The sequence below is a fragment of the Bacillus sp. PS95 genome (assembly GCF_037963565.1).
Taxonomy (GTDB): domain Bacteria; phylum Bacillota; class Bacilli; order Bacillales; family Bacillaceae; genus Bacillus; species Bacillus subtilis.
This window is the reverse complement of record NZ_CP150160.1, coordinates 930,188-944,200: the sequence shown is the minus strand read 5'-3', so window position 1 is coordinate 944,200 and position 14,013 is coordinate 930,188. Positions and strand designations below refer to the sequence as shown.

Genomic DNA, 14,013 nt, shown 5'->3' with positions numbered 1-14,013 from the left:
AAATGAAGGAATACTAAGGCAAACGTATGATCACATATCGAGAAAACAGATGAATTTCCGTAAATAAATATCAAATTGAAAAATAAATATGGTATTTTCCGAAAAAAATTTCAATAAGCAGTTGTTTTTTCTGAAGATTACTGGTAGAGTAAAGGTAATTATTTTTGTTCGAACTATCTTTAAGAAGAAAGTTTTGTAAGAGTTTTCGTCTTGAAAGTTTGTTAAGAGCAAGAATAGTGAATTTAAGCGTTATGATCGCTTTAGGAGGAAATTTCATGTTAGAAGGTAAAGTAAAATGGTTCAACTCTGAAAAAGGTTTCGGATTCATCGAAGTAGAAGGTCAAGACGATGTATTCGTTCATTTCTCTGCTATTCAAGGCGAAGGCTTCAAAACTTTAGAAGAAGGCCAAGCTGTTTCTTTTGAAATCGTTGAAGGAAACCGCGGACCACAAGCTGCTAACGTTACTAAAGAAGCGTAAGCATAAATTGATATGAAAAACTGCAGGTGCAAACCTGCAGTTTTTATTTTGACAAAAAAGCTGTTTTGCATAAGCAAAACAGCTTTCTTTATTAGTTTGCAATATCCCGCTTCATGAAGATTCCGAAAGCAAGCAACAGGAAGATGATAAAGTAGATCGCTAGCATGACGAGAGAAAACGTCATAGTCATCCCTTTTATTAACGGTGTGCCATCCACATACTGAGTCAAGTCGACATTAGCAAACAATATATATTTTGCCCAGTCAAATTTCGCTGCAATAAATGCAGTTGCAGTCGTACCGGCAACCAACAAGAAGATGGAAAAACCAACCGCAAGAGAGCTGTTTCTGAATACCGCAGACAGCATAAACGCCATCGTCGCCACCATTAAAGCCGAGACGGATTCAGAAAGATACGTTGTGGCCAAATGCCCCATCATGTTTTGCTCAATGACATGGCCATCCTTATAGATTAAATGAATGTTCGCGGCGGTTTCACCACCCGTCCCGAAGAAGATCAACCCTAATAAAGTAGAACCGATAAATAAAATCAACAGCAACAGGAGCCCAAACAGGAGAACTGTAATATATTTGGACATCAAAATTTGAAAACGGCTGAGCGGCCGAATCATTAATAGCTTAATCGTTCCCCAATTAAATTCGTTAGCGACAATTCCGGCCGCGATGATAATAGTAAACAGACCGGTAAGGATGGTAAAGTTTGCCGAATCCGTTACATAAGACCATGCCGTATAGCCCGTGTCACTAGGGATATTATGCTCGATGCGATAGTCGTTGAGTGTGATTGTTTCTTTATACCCATCTTTCAGTGAAGGATCTTCTTTGATTTCTTTCTTTAATTCGGCGTTTTGTGCTTGAAGCTCTTGTTTCCAATGGGAATTTGATTCACTAGCAGAAAAATGATTCGCCAAAAATGCAAATCCAACCATTGTCAGCCCCAGAATTCCGATCATCACCCATGTTCCGGCACGGCTGAAAATTTTGAGCCACTCATTATAAATCAAATTAAGCATGCTGAACCTCCTCTTTTGTTTCACCTGTCATTTCTAAGAAACGGTCCTCTAATGATTTTGTTATGACCTTGACCTCATAAATACGGATTTGCTGCATCACCAGCAATTCAATAACCGCAGGGACTTCTTCTTTAGCCAGTTTGATTTCTACACCATTTGTCTTACTCAGCAAATCGTACTGATTTAAAACAGCAGCGGCTTCATTCGGCTGCTCAACCTGGAAGAAATATGTATCGTTCTCATCAATGTTTTCATCTTTTACATTTTGAATATCGATCAGCTTTCCTTTTTGCAGAATTGCAATTCGATCACACATCAGTTCCATTTCTGACAGCAGGTGGCTTGAAACGATGACAGCCATTCCTCTTTCTCGGGTCAGCTTCTTTAAATGATCTCTGATTTCTCTGATCCCCGCCGGATCAAGGCCGTTTGTCGGTTCATCCAAAATCAGCACTTTCGGATCGTGCAGAAGGCATTGTGCCAAGCCAAGACGCTGTCTCATCCCCAGAGAATATGTTTTCACCTTGTCGTGGATTCTGTCTGTTAAACCGACCAGTTCAACAACTTCATCAATTTTTTCCTTCGTGACACCCTTGACCATCCTTGCGTATTGCTGGAGATTTTTATATCCGCTCAAAAATTTATACAGCTCGGGATTCTCAACGATCGCTCCGATATGCTTAATCGCCTTGGCATATTCTTTCGTAATTGATTGGCCGCAAATGAGGACATCACCTTTCGACAGCTTCATTAACCCCACCATCATCCGGATGGTTGTCGTTTTCCCCGCTCCGTTTGGTCCCAAAAAACCGAATACCTCGCCTTCACGAATCGTAAAACTGAGACCATCAATGATCGTTCGGCCTCTGATGTTTTTAGTCACGTTTTTCAATTCCAACACTGTTTTCATCATATTCCTCCTCTTTCTAGCAAACTTCCATTTTTGATTTAAACCATTGCAAAACAGACATGCCTTCCTGTTCACGAATATCTTCTACTTCACGCTGCGCAACTTTTTCTCCATTGGCGAGGATGATTACTTCGTCTAACAAAGTCTCAATTTCATCAATTTCATGTGTCGCGATCACGACAATCTGCTGCTCAAAATCAATGTACGACACAAGGCTGTTTACGATGGAATCCCTGACCATCGGATCAAGCCCGGAAAAAGGTTCATCAAGCAAGATGACGTCTGCCCGTCTCGCTAAAGCAAGAACGATTTTCAGCCGGCCCCGATTTCCTTTTGATAGCTTTTTGATCTTTTTTTCCGGATTCAGCTGCATCTCATTCAATAGCTTATAAGCCTGTTCTGTTTGAAAATCCGGAAACTGCGACTGATAAAAATTCACCATATCTTTAACAGTGAAATGCGGATAAAACATATCAAGCTCAGTAAGATAAGCCGTTTGACGAACCATTTCTCTCGTAACCTGCTCTTCATCAACTTTCACAAATCCTGAAGTCGGAAACAGAAGGCCAGCCATCATTTTCAGGGTCGTTGACTTGCCGCTGCCGTTCGGTCCGATCAGGCCATAAATCCGTCCGGATGATAGGGTGATTGACACATCATTGACGGCCGTATGGCGGCCGTATTTTTTTGATACATGTTCTAGCTTGATTTCCATTTTAGCCTCCCTCTGTGAATGTTTTAATCCCTTCTACCATTTCCTCTTTCGTTAGCCCCAGCTCTTTCATTTGCTTGACAAAGCCTTCCAGCACCTCTCGTGTCAGCTTGTCTTTCAGCTCGTCTACGATTTCTGCTTTTTCCGCAATAAACGTCCCTTGACCTCTTCTTGTCTCCACAATACCCAGCCTTTCCATCTCACTGTAAGTTCTTTGAATTGTATTGGGATTTACCTTAGTTTGAATCGCCATTTCTCTTACTGAAGGAAGCTTGTCTCCTGGGAGCAGCTCCTTCCTGACCAGCCTATAAAAGATCTGATCAGCGATCTGCAGATAAATCGGTTTCGAGGATTGGAATTGATTGTCCATATTTACACCTCTACTTTACGATCAAGCAGTTTTGAAGCCATGATGAGCAGCAAGAATGTGATGACTAAAGTAATAGGAAACCCTAGCACAGACAGATGGATAGGTTTTAATTCCAATATCCAAACATTGTAGAAGTGAAAATCAAAATTGCAATAGACTGTTACAGGCCAGAAATGCTTTTGAGATTCAACCAAAGGGCTTATGATGTATTCATCGAAGAATAACCACACTGCAACCAACAGAACCATCGCAGCCCACCGCATTCCGCGCCAATTTCTGAGAGAGTGAAAAACAGTCCAAAACACAATGACTGTTACTGACATATCTAACGAAGAAATAAGCCCATACATATTCAGCAAAGCCACTGTACTCGTTATATCAACTTGATGCTCCAGTAGATTTTTTACAGAGAGCATATGATACATCCATATGCCATAGGCTGTTAATGCCAACTGAATCACAAATTGATAGAGCAAAGATGCTGCCAATTTAGAAGAAAACAGCCATAAGCCGCCATTTGGATTGTACAGCCAAAGCTGTGATTTCCCTTCCTTGCGAAGGTGATAAAACACAAAAACAGGAGATAAGAAAAGCAGAAAAAAAGCAACTGCAACAAAAAAACCAAAAATGACTAGAGGTTCTTTCGTGCGAGAAGCTATAATATGGCCTGTTCCCAATAAGAAAATGATTCCGCATATCCATACTAGCAGCCACATTCTTGAAAGCTTGATATCTTTCTTTAATAAACCTAAAAAAGAATTCATGTCTTTACCTCCCGGAAAAAAACCTCGGTGTATGAGTAACATAGTACACTAGATCAAGATGGAATACAACATATTCCATGGATTTATTTGATAAAAACCGAATTGATGGAAACAGCAAAAAAGGCAAACCCGCATGAGTAAACGGATTTGCCTTTTTCATTACTTTTTCTTATTTTTCATAGAGAGCAGCGCATCACGATAGCTGCGGTCCTGCATTTTGTCACTTTCCTCAGTGACCTCTTCTTCTGCATGAACTTCATCAGAATGCTTAAACTTTTGCAGCGCCTGCCTGTAAATATCATCACCCATTGTGTCACGCTTCTCTTTTGGAGAATCGTTTTTGACAACGGATGGCGTATGCTCGGCAGCCCTTGCTTCAGCAGGGTAATGCGCTTCGTTTTTTTCCTCTTCTGGAGGTGCGATTCTATCAGTTGCTTCTTGCTTCTCAGGTCCAGGTGAGGCGTTGCGGACGTTAAATGTAATAAGGGCCGCAATGACAATGACAGCAGCAATTATTGCTATAATAATGGCCATTTCAACCTCTCCTTACTGTCCTGCTGTTAGGTTTCCTGTGACTTGGCTGACACGTCTTCCCAACGCGCGTCCAAGCTGAATACCTTCCTCAGACATTAACTCATCACTGTCTACCGGACAAGTGACACCTGCTCCGTAATAAGAGCCATAAAGTGCGTTTTCAGGCACGTTGCCAGGCAGTCCGACAACGATCATGCCTTGGTGGAACATCGGCGTGATTAAATTGTGCATTGTCATTTCCAAGCCGCCGTGTGTCGTTGCCGTTGTGCAGAAGACAGCACCGACTTTGTTGATCAGCTCGCCTTCAGCCCACAAGTAGCCAAGTCTGTCGATCCAAGTTTTAAGACCGGAGCTGATTGTTCCGAAATGCCCTGGGCATCCCCAAATAATCGCATCCATATCTTTAAGCTTGCGGATATCAGCCTGATCTACATGGTCGATGAACACTTCAGCCGTGTCGTTTTCTCTCGCGCCTTCAGCAATCGCTTCTGCAAGCACTTTAGTATGTTCGCCTTCACTATCATACACTACATAAATTTTCATTCAGGAAACCTCCCTGTACAGATTAAGATTCCTTAGCTTCTTTTGGAGCAGGAAGTAATGAAAGCTCCTCTTTTTTCTTCTTACGCAATTTATCTTTTCTGACGTCACGCAGGAAGATACTTAAAATCAAACCTGCTACACAGAATAAGGTTGCCCACATAAAGGCATCATTTATCCCCATGACATTGGAATCGAGTGACGCGTGTTTATAAATATGTGAGTACACATATGTTTTCGCCGTATCATAAGACACATTCATATTCACCATTAAATTCGAAACTGCATTTTGGAACGCATGGAGGAAGTTCGGGTCCGCCGTGCTTGTTTTATCTGCAATTTGTGAATAATGGAATGTCGTCCGGTTTGTATAAATCGTCGTAATTAAACTTGTTCCGATTGATCCGCTGATTTGGCGAAGCGTGTTGCTCATCGCCGTTCCGTGGCTGTTCAGACGGGCAGGAAGCTGGTTCATCCCGGCTGTCATGACTGGCATCATTAAGAGAGACATACCAAATGCACGAATTGAATAGATCAGCATGATGTGTGTATATGGTGTATCAATTGTCAATTGCGTGTATTGATATGTTGTTACCACTGTCACGAGAAGCCCGATAATCGCAAGCGGTCTCGGTCCGAATTTATCGAACAAAATACCTGAGATCGGTGACATAATCAGCATAACGATCGCACCCGGAAGCAGAAGCAGACCGGATTGAAGCGCCGTAAAGCCGACCAGGTTTTGCAGATAGATCGGTAAAAGGAACATACCAGTGTAAAGTGCCACTGTTATAATGATATTAATGACACTCGAGAGTGAGAAAATGTCATATTTAAACACTCTGAAATCAAGCATCGGATCATCATGACGCAATTGCTGAACAACAAAAGCAACAATTGCAATGGCTCCGATAATAACTGTAGACAATACAATCGGGTCGGTCCAGCCGTCAGACCCGGCTTCACTGACTCCGTATAATAAGGAGGCGAATCCGACAATCGATAGGATTGCGCCAAGAGTATCGAGTTTGATTTTTTGCGGCTCCACCATATTTTTAAAGATGAAGAAAGCCACAATGATAACAATTGCGCCGATCGGCACAAGACCGTAAAACATAATGCGCCATGTATAATGCTCAATAATCCACCCGGAAAGAGTCGGGCCGACCGCTGGAGCAAACATCATCGCTAGCCCGAAAATCCCCATTCCTTTCCCCCTGCTTTCAGGCGGGAAAATTAACAGAATGGTTGTCATAACGAGCGGCTGCAAGATACCTCCGCCCACGGCCTGAATCAAACGGCCGATCAGCATTGTAGAGAAGTTAGGTGCGATACCGCAGACTAACGTACCGAGCGTAAAACAAAACATCGCGACGAGAAAGAGACTCCGTTGGCCAAATCGTGTAATCAGGAAAGCAGATAACGGAATCAATACACCGTTAACAAGCATGTAACCTGTTGTAAGCCACTGAATCGTCGTTGCACTTACGCCAAATTCAGTCATTAAGTGCGGCATTGCAACATTAAGCAGTGTTTGGTTTAGGATTGCCAAAAATAAACCCGCCATTAGCACAATCAGCAATGACATAGGGTTTTTTGCATTTTTTTCTTTGCCTGTAGCCATCTAAGACAACCTCCTTTCATGGTTTGATGACTGATCTGTTTTACTCAGAAATTTTAACAGATGCATTCATTCCAGGAAGCACCTTATCAGATGGGTTTTTGATTGAAATTTTCACAGGAATTTTTTGTGTTACTTTTGTGTAGTTTCCGCTTGAATTTGTAGATGGAAGCATATCAAAAGTTGAGTTAGTCGCATAGCCAATTTCTTCTACAGTACCGTCAAATGTTGTATCAGGGTCTCCGTCAACTACTACGTCTACACTATTTCCTACTTCAATATCCGCAATATCTGTTTCTTTAATATTTGCTGTGATGTATAGGTTGTCCATGTCAATCGTTTGTGCAATTGTTGTACCAGCTTGTACGGTTTGTCCGTTTTTCACTTCGTTTTTCACAATTGTTCCATCCATAATGGATTTTACGTCAACAGTTTGTTCACCTTTGATTTTTGCAACTGTGTCGCCTTTTTTCACTGTTTTTCCTTCGTCCAGATCCCAGTCAGATACTTTACCTGCTGCTGGAGCAGTAATAGCAGCCATATCGCCCGCTACTTTTGCTTCATCTGTTTTTACGTAGTTTGTGCTTTGATAATAGTAGTAAGCACCTCCAGCTATAATTGCAAGAACAACAATCAAACCGATAATGTTGGTCAGAATTAAACGTCCTCTGTTCATTTTGTTTTCTCCTTTCGTTTCATCCTCTATCATTTTGCGGAAAGCTGGTGAAAATATGTGAGAAGTTTTTAATTACCGCTTTTTTCTGAACAGCCTTCAGCAAGCTTCGTTAAGCTTCCGGCTAGTTTGCGCAAATACTGCAGCTGGGAGGTATCAAGCTTTTGGTACAAGCCAGCACCCATTTTTGCATATTGCACAGCGGCTTTTTCTATCAGTTCTTCCCCCTCTTCGGTTAACTGAATCATGACGATACGGCGGTCATCCGGACTGTCATATCGATTCATCAATTGGCGCTTATACAGAATATCTGTCATCCGCGTCACAGAAGCAGGCTTAAGATCAAGCGACATTGCCAGCTTGCTTAGCGGGGTGCTTCCGCTTTGATGAATTTTAAACATCAGCAAATATTGAAGGACTGTAATTTCAAAAGGCTCAAGCACAATCTCCAATATCTTCTTCTGTTTTTTATATATCGCCCGAGACGTATCGAAGAGCTGTTCAAAAGTGAGCAAAGCACGTTCTGATTCAGTCAACTCCTTTTCACCTCATTCCTCAATAATAGTTCACAAGATAAAATATTAATAAATGAAAGAAGATTTGTCAAAGGAAAAATTTCTTTTTCTCCCGTATTTTTTTCGCAAGCGTTTTCTTGCTTTTATTAAATAAAAAAAAGCCCTGAAATGGGCTTTTCATTACGAAAATTGATGGCTTACACCAGACTCTTCATTTCTGAAAAAGTTCTTTAGAGCCTGAAAAACATCAGATTTCTGTTTTAAAATATAGTACTTAAATTTCTCATCTTTTACATTTTTATATGCAGACATTAACGTTGAATGCCTGTTGTACTGATTGACCTCGCCGTAGCAAAACAGATTGGCCTTCTTCATAATATCATTGACCAGCTTGACACAGCGCGCGTTATCAGATGTCAGGTTGTCACCGTCAGAAAAATGAAACGGGTAAATGTTATAGCGGGCGGGATTGTACTTTTCATCAATAAGCTCAAGCGACTTCCGATATACGGAAGAACAAATGGTTCCGCCGCTTTCTCCCTTAGAGAAAAAATCCTCCTCCGAGACCACTCTTGCTTCTGTATGATGGGCAATAAATTCAATTTCCACAGTCTCGTATTTTGTCCGCAAAAAACGGGTCATCCAGAAAAAGAAGCTTCTGGCCATGTATTTTTCCCAAACCCCCATACTGCCGCTTGTATCCATCATGGCTAAAACGACGGCTTTTGATTCGGGCTTTGTGATGTCATTCCACGTCTTATATTTCAGGTCCTCCGGATAAATTGGGTAGAACGACGGTTTTCCTGACATTGCGTTTCGTTTAAAGGCTGACATCATCGTTCTTTTCTTATCAATATTACCGGTTAACCCTGTTTTACGGATATCATTAAACTCGATATCTGTATGAATGATATTGTCCCGCTCTTTTTGCTGGAGATTCGGAAGCTCTAATTCTTTAAAAAGCGCTTCTTCTAAATCCATTAATGAAACTTCCGCTTCATAATAATCCTCGCCTGCCTGATCACCGGCACCCTGCCCTTTTCCAGGCCCTTGTTTTTTGTCTGATCCATCCCGGGCCACAACATCTCCAACCTGGCTCTCGCCGTCTCCTTGCCCTACATGTTTATTTTTATCATAGTTATAACGGATTTTATACTCATCAAGTGAACGGATTGGGATCTTCACTACATCTTTTCCATTAGACATAATAATGCTTTCCTCAGTTACGAGGTCCGGAAGATTGTTTTTGATCGCTTCCTGCACTTTTTTCTGGTGGCGCTGCTGGTCATCGAAGCCTTTGCGATGGAGGGACCAGTTTTCCTCAGAAATCAAAAAATGGCCGCTGTCATTTTGGGACATGAATTCCCCTCCTTAACCATTTGTGGTCGTGATACATACGTATTCCGGCTTGTGCCAGATTATGAAACAAGTCTTTTGAAAAGATTTATATTCATCATATGCACATATGCACGTTTAATTGACAAACTATTTAGAAAATGGGACAAAATAACCCGCCCTATTCGGACGGGTCACGTTGCTTATCGGTTCAGCAGGCTGCCGACATATTTCAGCAGCTCATTGGCGCTCGTCGAGTTGTAGCCGTGCTCATCAATTAAACGGGCCACGACTTCATTTACCTTTTTCAGCTGCTGCTCATCCGGCGTTTTTGTTGAGGTCGTAATTTTAACGACATCCTTCAGATCAGCAAACAGCTTTTTCTGAATAGCTTCACGCAGTCTTTCATGGGAATTGTAATCAAACCGCTTGCCTTTTCTCGCATAGGCCGAGATGCGGATTAAAATTTCTTCGCGGAACGCTTTTTTGGCGTTTTCCGAAATGCCGATCTGCTCTTCGATGGATCTCATCAGCTTTTCGTCAGGGTTCATTTCCTCTCCTGTCAAAGGATCACGAAGCTTGTTTTTATTGCAATAGGCCTCTACGTTATCGAGGTAATTGTCCATAAGTGTTTTTGCTGATTCTTCATATGAATAAACAAACGCTTTTTGAACTTCCTTTTTCGCAATATCGTCATATTCCTTGCGGGCGGCAGAAATAAAATTCAAATACCGCTCCCTGTCCTCGCTTGAAATTGATGGGTGCTGATCAAGACCTTCTTTTAAGGAGCGAAGGACATCGAGAGAATTAATCGATTCCATATTTTTTCTGATAATCGTTGAAGAAATCCGGTTGATCACGTACCGCGGATCAATTCCGCTCATGCCTTCATCATTATATTCTTTTTTCATATCCTCAACGTCGACAGAGTTATATCCTTCCACACTTTCCCCATCATACAGTCTCATTTTCTTGACCAGATCAATATCCGACCGCTTCGGCTCTTTTAACCGGGTAAGGATTGAGAACATCGCGGCGACCTTCAACGTATGCGGGGCAATATGAACATCCGCCACATCGCTTTCTGCAATCATTTTTTCATAAATTCTCTCTTCCTCAGACACTTTTAAATTATAAGGAACCGGCATCACGATGATTCTTGAGTGCAGGGCTTCATTCTTCTTATTAGAAATAAATGAGCGATACTCCGTTTCATTCGTGTGAGCCACGATCAGCTCATCAGCAGAAATTAACGCAAACCGCCCAGCTTTAAAATTCCCTTCCTGTGTCAAGGAAAGCAAATGCCAGAGAAATTTCTCATCACATTTCAGCATCTCCTGAAACTCCATCATCCCGCGGTTCGCTTTATTCAGCTCTCCGTCAAACCGATAAGCACGCGGATCTGATTCTGAACCGTACTCGGCGATTGTTGAGAAATCAATACTCCCCGTCAAATCGGCAATATCCTGAGATTTCGGATCAGAGGGACTGAATGTTCCAATTCCCGTACGCTTATCTTCTGAAAAGAAGATGCGCTCCACCTTCACATCCTCAATTCTTCCTCCGTACTCTTCCTCCAGCCTCATGACATTTAAAGGAGAAAGACTTCCTTCTATTCTAATGCCGTATTCCCTGTAAAAGTCATCGCGTAAATGATGGGGGATTAAATGTAGAGGGTCCTCGTGCATCGGGCAGCCTTTAATCGCATATACAGCGCCATTATCTGTCAGCGTGTACGCTTCGAGACCTTTTTTAAGCATTGTGACCAGCGTGGATTTACCGCCGCTCACAGGCCCCATCAGCAATAGAATCCGCTTTCTGACATCTAGACGTTTGGCAGCCGGATGAAAATACTCTTCCACAAGACGCTCCAGAGATTCTTCAAGCCCGAACAGCTCGCGGTCAAAAAAACTGTACTTCTTGCGCCCGTCAATCTCCTCTATCCCGCTGTCTTTTATCATATTAAAAACTCGAGAATGAGCAGATTGCGCGACCATCGGATTTTCTTTAATAATCTCCAAATAATCGGCGAAAGTTCCTTCCCATTTCAGCCGCTGCTCTTCCTCTCTGTACTGTTCAATTTTCTTTAATATATCCATAAGGACCTCCTCTATCATGTTTGATACACTATGCAAATAAGGTACTTTGATACAATCTATGCCGCCATCTCGTGATACATGCTTTGGTTTCTTAAAAATAAAGATACTTATACATCGTTGACAAGGCAGACCGCGACCGTTCATAATAAAGAAAAATACAGAATCATCCAGACTCGGACAGCACGGAAAAATTGAAGAGGGGGAGAGACGGTGAAAACAATCATCATGATGGGTGTCATTGTCACTTTTTTAGTATCAATTTTTACCGCAGGATACGAAAGCAAGCCTGGAAAAGAATAAAAAAGGGTGCTCCTGAAAGAGCACCCTTTTTGTATAACAGAACAATGTTTTACAGTTTTGTTTTTTCTTTAATCTGTGAATGCGGATCGCATTCATATTTGTTTTCGTACTCAATTGTTCCGATACTGCATCCCGGCCCGATGATCACTTCTTTTCCCCTGACGACTGCCGCTTCGGTATTCTCCAAATAAACCCGATCGCCTTCTATGACATCGGCGATCAGCTTCACTTTCTTCCGGTTAAAAAAACTCGCGCGTCTTTTCACTGTAATTGTTGTTCCGCCGATTTCCTGCACATGGCTTATATCATGGCTCAATCCCAGCTTGATCTCACCCGAATTTAATAACCCCGATACATCAACACAGCCTGTGACATGGAACATTTCTGTTTCACAATCACCTTTTACGCTAAGCTTCCCTTTCACATCGCAGGATTCTCCAGTCATATTCCCGCCAATTTCAGTCTGGCCTTTCAGATTGAATCGATCAAATTGAAGTGAGCCGCTGACTTTCATTATCCCATATATATTGATTTTGCCGGCTGTCAGATCGCCTTTACATTCACTTTCTCCGAGCACACGCAGCCGCTCAGTCTCTGCTTTTCCGAGAAAAAGGCCCGTTCCGTATATGCGGCAGCCTACAGCAGACAACCCTTCTCCAACTACACCTTCTCCTTTGATGCTGACATTGTGATACGCGCCTCCTGCGGCATGCCCAGCGCCATATAATTTTAAATTTCCCAGTTTTGTTGTCTCCATTACGATCCTCCTTACAACTTTGTGGATGTTTCAACCGATGCGCTTGGATCACAGGTATAGTCCCCGCTGTATTCGACGGTTTCAATCTGGCAATCCGGGCCGATGACCACTTTGTTTCCGCGCACGGTTTTCGCCTTTGTATTTGTCAATTCAATCACGTCACCTTCGATCAGCTCTGCTGTTAGAACAGGCTGCGGCATCAATCTGAGCAATGACAGCATTCCTTTTCTGCAGGTCACTTGAAGATGGCGGCAGCCGATCTCCCGCGCATAGCTTTCCCCTGCAGAAAGCTTAATGATCACCTGGTCTGCATTTAAAAGCCCGCTGATTTTGCATTTCCCTTCTGATTGAAAGGTTTCTGTTTCACAATCTGCTTCCATGACAGCTTTTCCACTAATGTCAATGCCATCAGCCTTGACAGTGCCGCCAAATGTTGATGATCCAGCGATTTTCAATTGTTTTGCAGATACCTCTCCTTGAATAAAACCAGTGCCATTCATCCGGATAGATTCTGCTTCAACGTCTCCATGTATCTTTCCTGAACCGCTGATGGTTACCGCTTTCGCTTTGACGCTGCCGTCAGCTTTTCCGTTTCCATTAAAAGAAAAAGTGTCACACTCCACATCCCCGGCCACTGTCCCGCTGCCATTAATCTCAACTGATTGAAATGTTCCTCCCTTTGAACTTCCTGATCCGTTTATCACCAGCTTTTCCACTACATCCATCGATGGCCCTCCTGCATAAATGTTGTTTTTAATTCCTCTGAAGCTTTTAATAAATCTACCCGTTCCACAACCTTTACGGATGATTCAAACAAAATGCTGTCCGCCGCAGCCGCTATAAAACAAGTTGTGACACCGAGCTTGCGGAGCACAATCAGCTCCGTCTGTTTTTCAATCTCTTCAGTATCATGCTTCTTTAATACCTCTGCAGCCATTTTTGCTTCTGCAAGGCTGACATTTCCAGACTGCAGCAGTCCCTCAAGCACATACAGCGAAAGCAAATCCCTGGATGAGAAAACCGGACTTCCTCCGTCTTCTGAATAGGCTTCAAGAGCAGGCCTTGAAACCAAACCTTTATGAAGCAATTCATCAGCGGTCATGCTGACATCCTTCATTTTCGGCGACAGCATTTCCCTCATTTCATCCAAAGACAAATTTTCTTTCATCTTTTGAATCATTGATATACGCTTTAAAATCTCCTCTCTCGGAAAAAACGTCTCTTGCCCTGTAAATGTGGATTTACGAATAAACCATTCCTCAGGTATTAAGTTTTTCCGCTTCCATCGATACAGCTGACCGTATGAAATCGATGTTCTTTCAAGTAATTCTTTTTTAGAGATTAATTGTTCTTCCATAAGTCCAGCTCCTT

17 protein-coding genes are annotated in these 14,013 nt (G+C 42.3%); 1 reads left to right on the top strand and 16 read right to left on the bottom strand.

Annotated elements, in window-relative coordinates:
* Positions 1-275 precede the first annotated feature (275 nt).
* Positions 276-479: a cold shock-like protein CspB gene (gene cspB, locus NSQ12_RS04945; protein WP_003224086.1), complete on the top strand. Its 204-nt coding sequence runs from the start codon at positions 276-278 to the stop codon at positions 477-479.
* A 91-nt stretch (positions 480-570) separates the two neighbouring features.
* Here cspB and NSQ12_RS04940 read toward each other — a convergent pair whose 3' ends face one another.
* The 16 genes from NSQ12_RS04940 to NSQ12_RS04865 form a co-directional block, all read right to left on the bottom strand.
* Positions 571-1,512, bottom strand: coding sequence for an ABC transporter permease (locus NSQ12_RS04940; protein WP_038427544.1), 942 nt, complete (start codon positions 1,510-1,512; stop codon positions 571-573).
* Positions 1,505-2,422, bottom strand: coding sequence for an ABC transporter ATP-binding protein (locus tag NSQ12_RS04935; RefSeq protein ID WP_317680715.1), 918 nt, complete (start codon positions 2,420-2,422; stop codon positions 1,505-1,507). Before NSQ12_RS04935 ends, NSQ12_RS04940 begins: the two co-directional genes overlap by 8 nt.
* Positions 2,423-2,438: 16 nt before the next feature.
* Entirely contained in the window at positions 2,439-3,137 is a 699-nt protein-coding gene (locus NSQ12_RS04930; protein WP_015252494.1) for an ABC transporter ATP-binding protein, read from the bottom strand.
* Position 3,138: 1 nt separating this feature from the next.
* On the bottom strand, positions 3,139-3,504 hold the full coding sequence (locus NSQ12_RS04925; protein ID WP_015252495.1) for a GntR family transcriptional regulator: 366 nt from the start codon (positions 3,502-3,504) through the stop codon (positions 3,139-3,141).
* 2 nt (positions 3,505-3,506) lie between these two features.
* Entirely contained in the window at positions 3,507-4,268 is a 762-nt protein-coding gene (locus NSQ12_RS04920; RefSeq protein WP_317679981.1) for a hypothetical protein, read from the bottom strand.
* A gap of 4 nt (positions 4,269-4,272) precedes the next feature.
* A complete protein-coding gene (locus tag NSQ12_RS04915) occupies positions 4,273-4,428 on the bottom strand; it encodes a hypothetical protein (RefSeq protein WP_317679979.1) in 156 nt (51 codons plus the stop codon).
* Positions 4,428-4,802: a hypothetical protein gene (locus NSQ12_RS04910; protein WP_003233427.1), complete on the bottom strand. Its 375-nt coding sequence runs from the start codon at positions 4,800-4,802 to the stop codon at positions 4,428-4,430. The genes NSQ12_RS04915 and NSQ12_RS04910 overlap by 1 nt, the downstream gene beginning before the upstream one ends.
* A 12-nt stretch (positions 4,803-4,814) precedes the next feature.
* Positions 4,815-5,345 (bottom strand): NAD(P)H-dependent oxidoreductase, encoded by a 531-nt coding sequence (locus NSQ12_RS04905; protein ID WP_015252498.1) that lies wholly within the window; start codon positions 5,343-5,345, stop codon positions 4,815-4,817.
* Positions 5,346-5,367: 22 nt separating this feature from the next.
* Complete coding sequence (locus NSQ12_RS04900; protein ID WP_003233429.1) at positions 5,368-6,966, bottom strand: MFS transporter; 1,599 nt, start codon at positions 6,964-6,966, stop codon at positions 5,368-5,370.
* Positions 6,967-7,006: 40 nt separating this feature from the next.
* A complete protein-coding gene (locus NSQ12_RS04895; RefSeq protein WP_014476241.1) occupies positions 7,007-7,672 on the bottom strand; it encodes an HlyD family efflux transporter periplasmic adaptor subunit in 666 nt (221 codons plus the stop codon).
* A gap of 35 nt (positions 7,673-7,707) precedes the next feature.
* Positions 7,708-8,172 carry a MarR family transcriptional regulator gene (locus NSQ12_RS04890; RefSeq protein ID WP_070548741.1) on the bottom strand — a complete coding sequence of 155 codons (465 nt, stop codon included), beginning with the start codon at positions 8,170-8,172 and terminating at the stop codon, positions 7,708-7,710.
* Between the two features lie 159 nt (positions 8,173-8,331).
* A complete protein-coding gene (gene yhbH / locus NSQ12_RS04885) occupies positions 8,332-9,510 on the bottom strand; it encodes a sporulation protein YhbH (RefSeq protein ID WP_003233432.1) in 1,179 nt (392 codons plus the stop codon).
* Between the two features lie 179 nt (positions 9,511-9,689).
* Positions 9,690-11,585, bottom strand: a complete 1,896-nt coding sequence (gene prkA / locus NSQ12_RS04880) for a serine/threonine protein kinase PrkA (RefSeq protein WP_003239626.1) — start codon at positions 11,583-11,585, stop codon at positions 9,690-9,692.
* 349 nt (positions 11,586-11,934) lie between these two features.
* Positions 11,935-12,642: a hypothetical protein gene (locus NSQ12_RS04875; RefSeq protein WP_003233436.1), complete on the bottom strand. Its 708-nt coding sequence runs from the start codon at positions 12,640-12,642 to the stop codon at positions 11,935-11,937.
* 11 nt (positions 12,643-12,653) lie between these two features.
* Positions 12,654-13,367 carry a polymer-forming cytoskeletal protein gene (locus NSQ12_RS04870; protein ID WP_042977663.1) on the bottom strand — a complete coding sequence of 238 codons (714 nt, stop codon included), beginning with the start codon at positions 13,365-13,367 and terminating at the stop codon, positions 12,654-12,656.
* On the bottom strand, positions 13,358-13,999 hold the full coding sequence (locus NSQ12_RS04865) for a YhbD family protein (RefSeq protein WP_015715554.1): 642 nt from the start codon (positions 13,997-13,999) through the stop codon (positions 13,358-13,360). Before NSQ12_RS04865 ends, NSQ12_RS04870 begins: the two co-directional genes overlap by 10 nt.
* Positions 14,000-14,013 lie beyond the last annotated feature (14 nt).

Bases quoted from the DNA above. Each gene is read 5' to 3' on its own strand.
- cspB (WP_003224086.1), top strand. From the start codon at position 276: ATGTTAGAAGGTAAAGTAAAATGGTTCAACTCTGAAAAAGGTTTCGGA.
- NSQ12_RS04940 (WP_038427544.1), bottom strand. From the start codon at position 1,512: ATGCTTAATTTGATTTATAATGAGTGGCTCAAAATTTTCAGCCGTGCC.
- NSQ12_RS04935 (WP_317680715.1), bottom strand. From the start codon at position 2,422: ATGAAAACAGTGTTGGAATTGAAAAACGTGACTAAAAACATCAGAGGC.
- NSQ12_RS04930 (WP_015252494.1), bottom strand. From the start codon at position 3,137: ATGGAAATCAAGCTAGAACATGTATCAAAAAAATACGGCCGCCATACG.
- NSQ12_RS04925 (WP_015252495.1), bottom strand. From the start codon at position 3,504: ATGGACAATCAATTCCAATCCTCGAAACCGATTTATCTGCAGATCGCT.
- NSQ12_RS04920 (WP_317679981.1), bottom strand. From the start codon at position 4,268: ATGAATTCTTTTTTAGGTTTATTAAAGAAAGATATCAAGCTTTCAAGA.
- NSQ12_RS04915 (WP_317679979.1), bottom strand. From the start codon at position 4,428: ATGAAAAAGGCAAATCCGTTTACTCATGCGGGTTTGCCTTTTTTGCTG.
- NSQ12_RS04910 (WP_003233427.1), bottom strand. From the start codon at position 4,802: ATGGCCATTATTATAGCAATAATTGCTGCTGTCATTGTCATTGCGGCC.
- NSQ12_RS04905 (WP_015252498.1), bottom strand. From the start codon at position 5,345: ATGAAAATTTATGTAGTGTATGATAGTGAAGGCGAACATACTAAAGTG.
- NSQ12_RS04900 (WP_003233429.1), bottom strand. From the start codon at position 6,966: ATGGCTACAGGCAAAGAAAAAAATGCAAAAAACCCTATGTCATTGCTG.
- NSQ12_RS04895 (WP_014476241.1), bottom strand. From the start codon at position 7,672: ATGATAGAGGATGAAACGAAAGGAGAAAACAAAATGAACAGAGGACGT.
- yhbH (WP_003233432.1), bottom strand. From the start codon at position 9,510: ATGTCCCAAAATGACAGCGGCCATTTTTTGATTTCTGAGGAAAACTGG.
- prkA (WP_003239626.1), bottom strand. From the start codon at position 11,585: ATGGATATATTAAAGAAAATTGAACAGTACAGAGAGGAAGAGCAGCGG.
- NSQ12_RS04875 (WP_003233436.1), bottom strand. From the start codon at position 12,642: ATGGAGACAACAAAACTGGGAAATTTAAAATTATATGGCGCTGGGCAT.
- NSQ12_RS04870 (WP_042977663.1), bottom strand. From the start codon at position 13,367: ATGGATGTAGTGGAAAAGCTGGTGATAAACGGATCAGGAAGTTCAAAG.
- NSQ12_RS04865 (WP_015715554.1), bottom strand. From the start codon at position 13,999: ATGGAAGAACAATTAATCTCTAAAAAAGAATTACTTGAAAGAACATCG.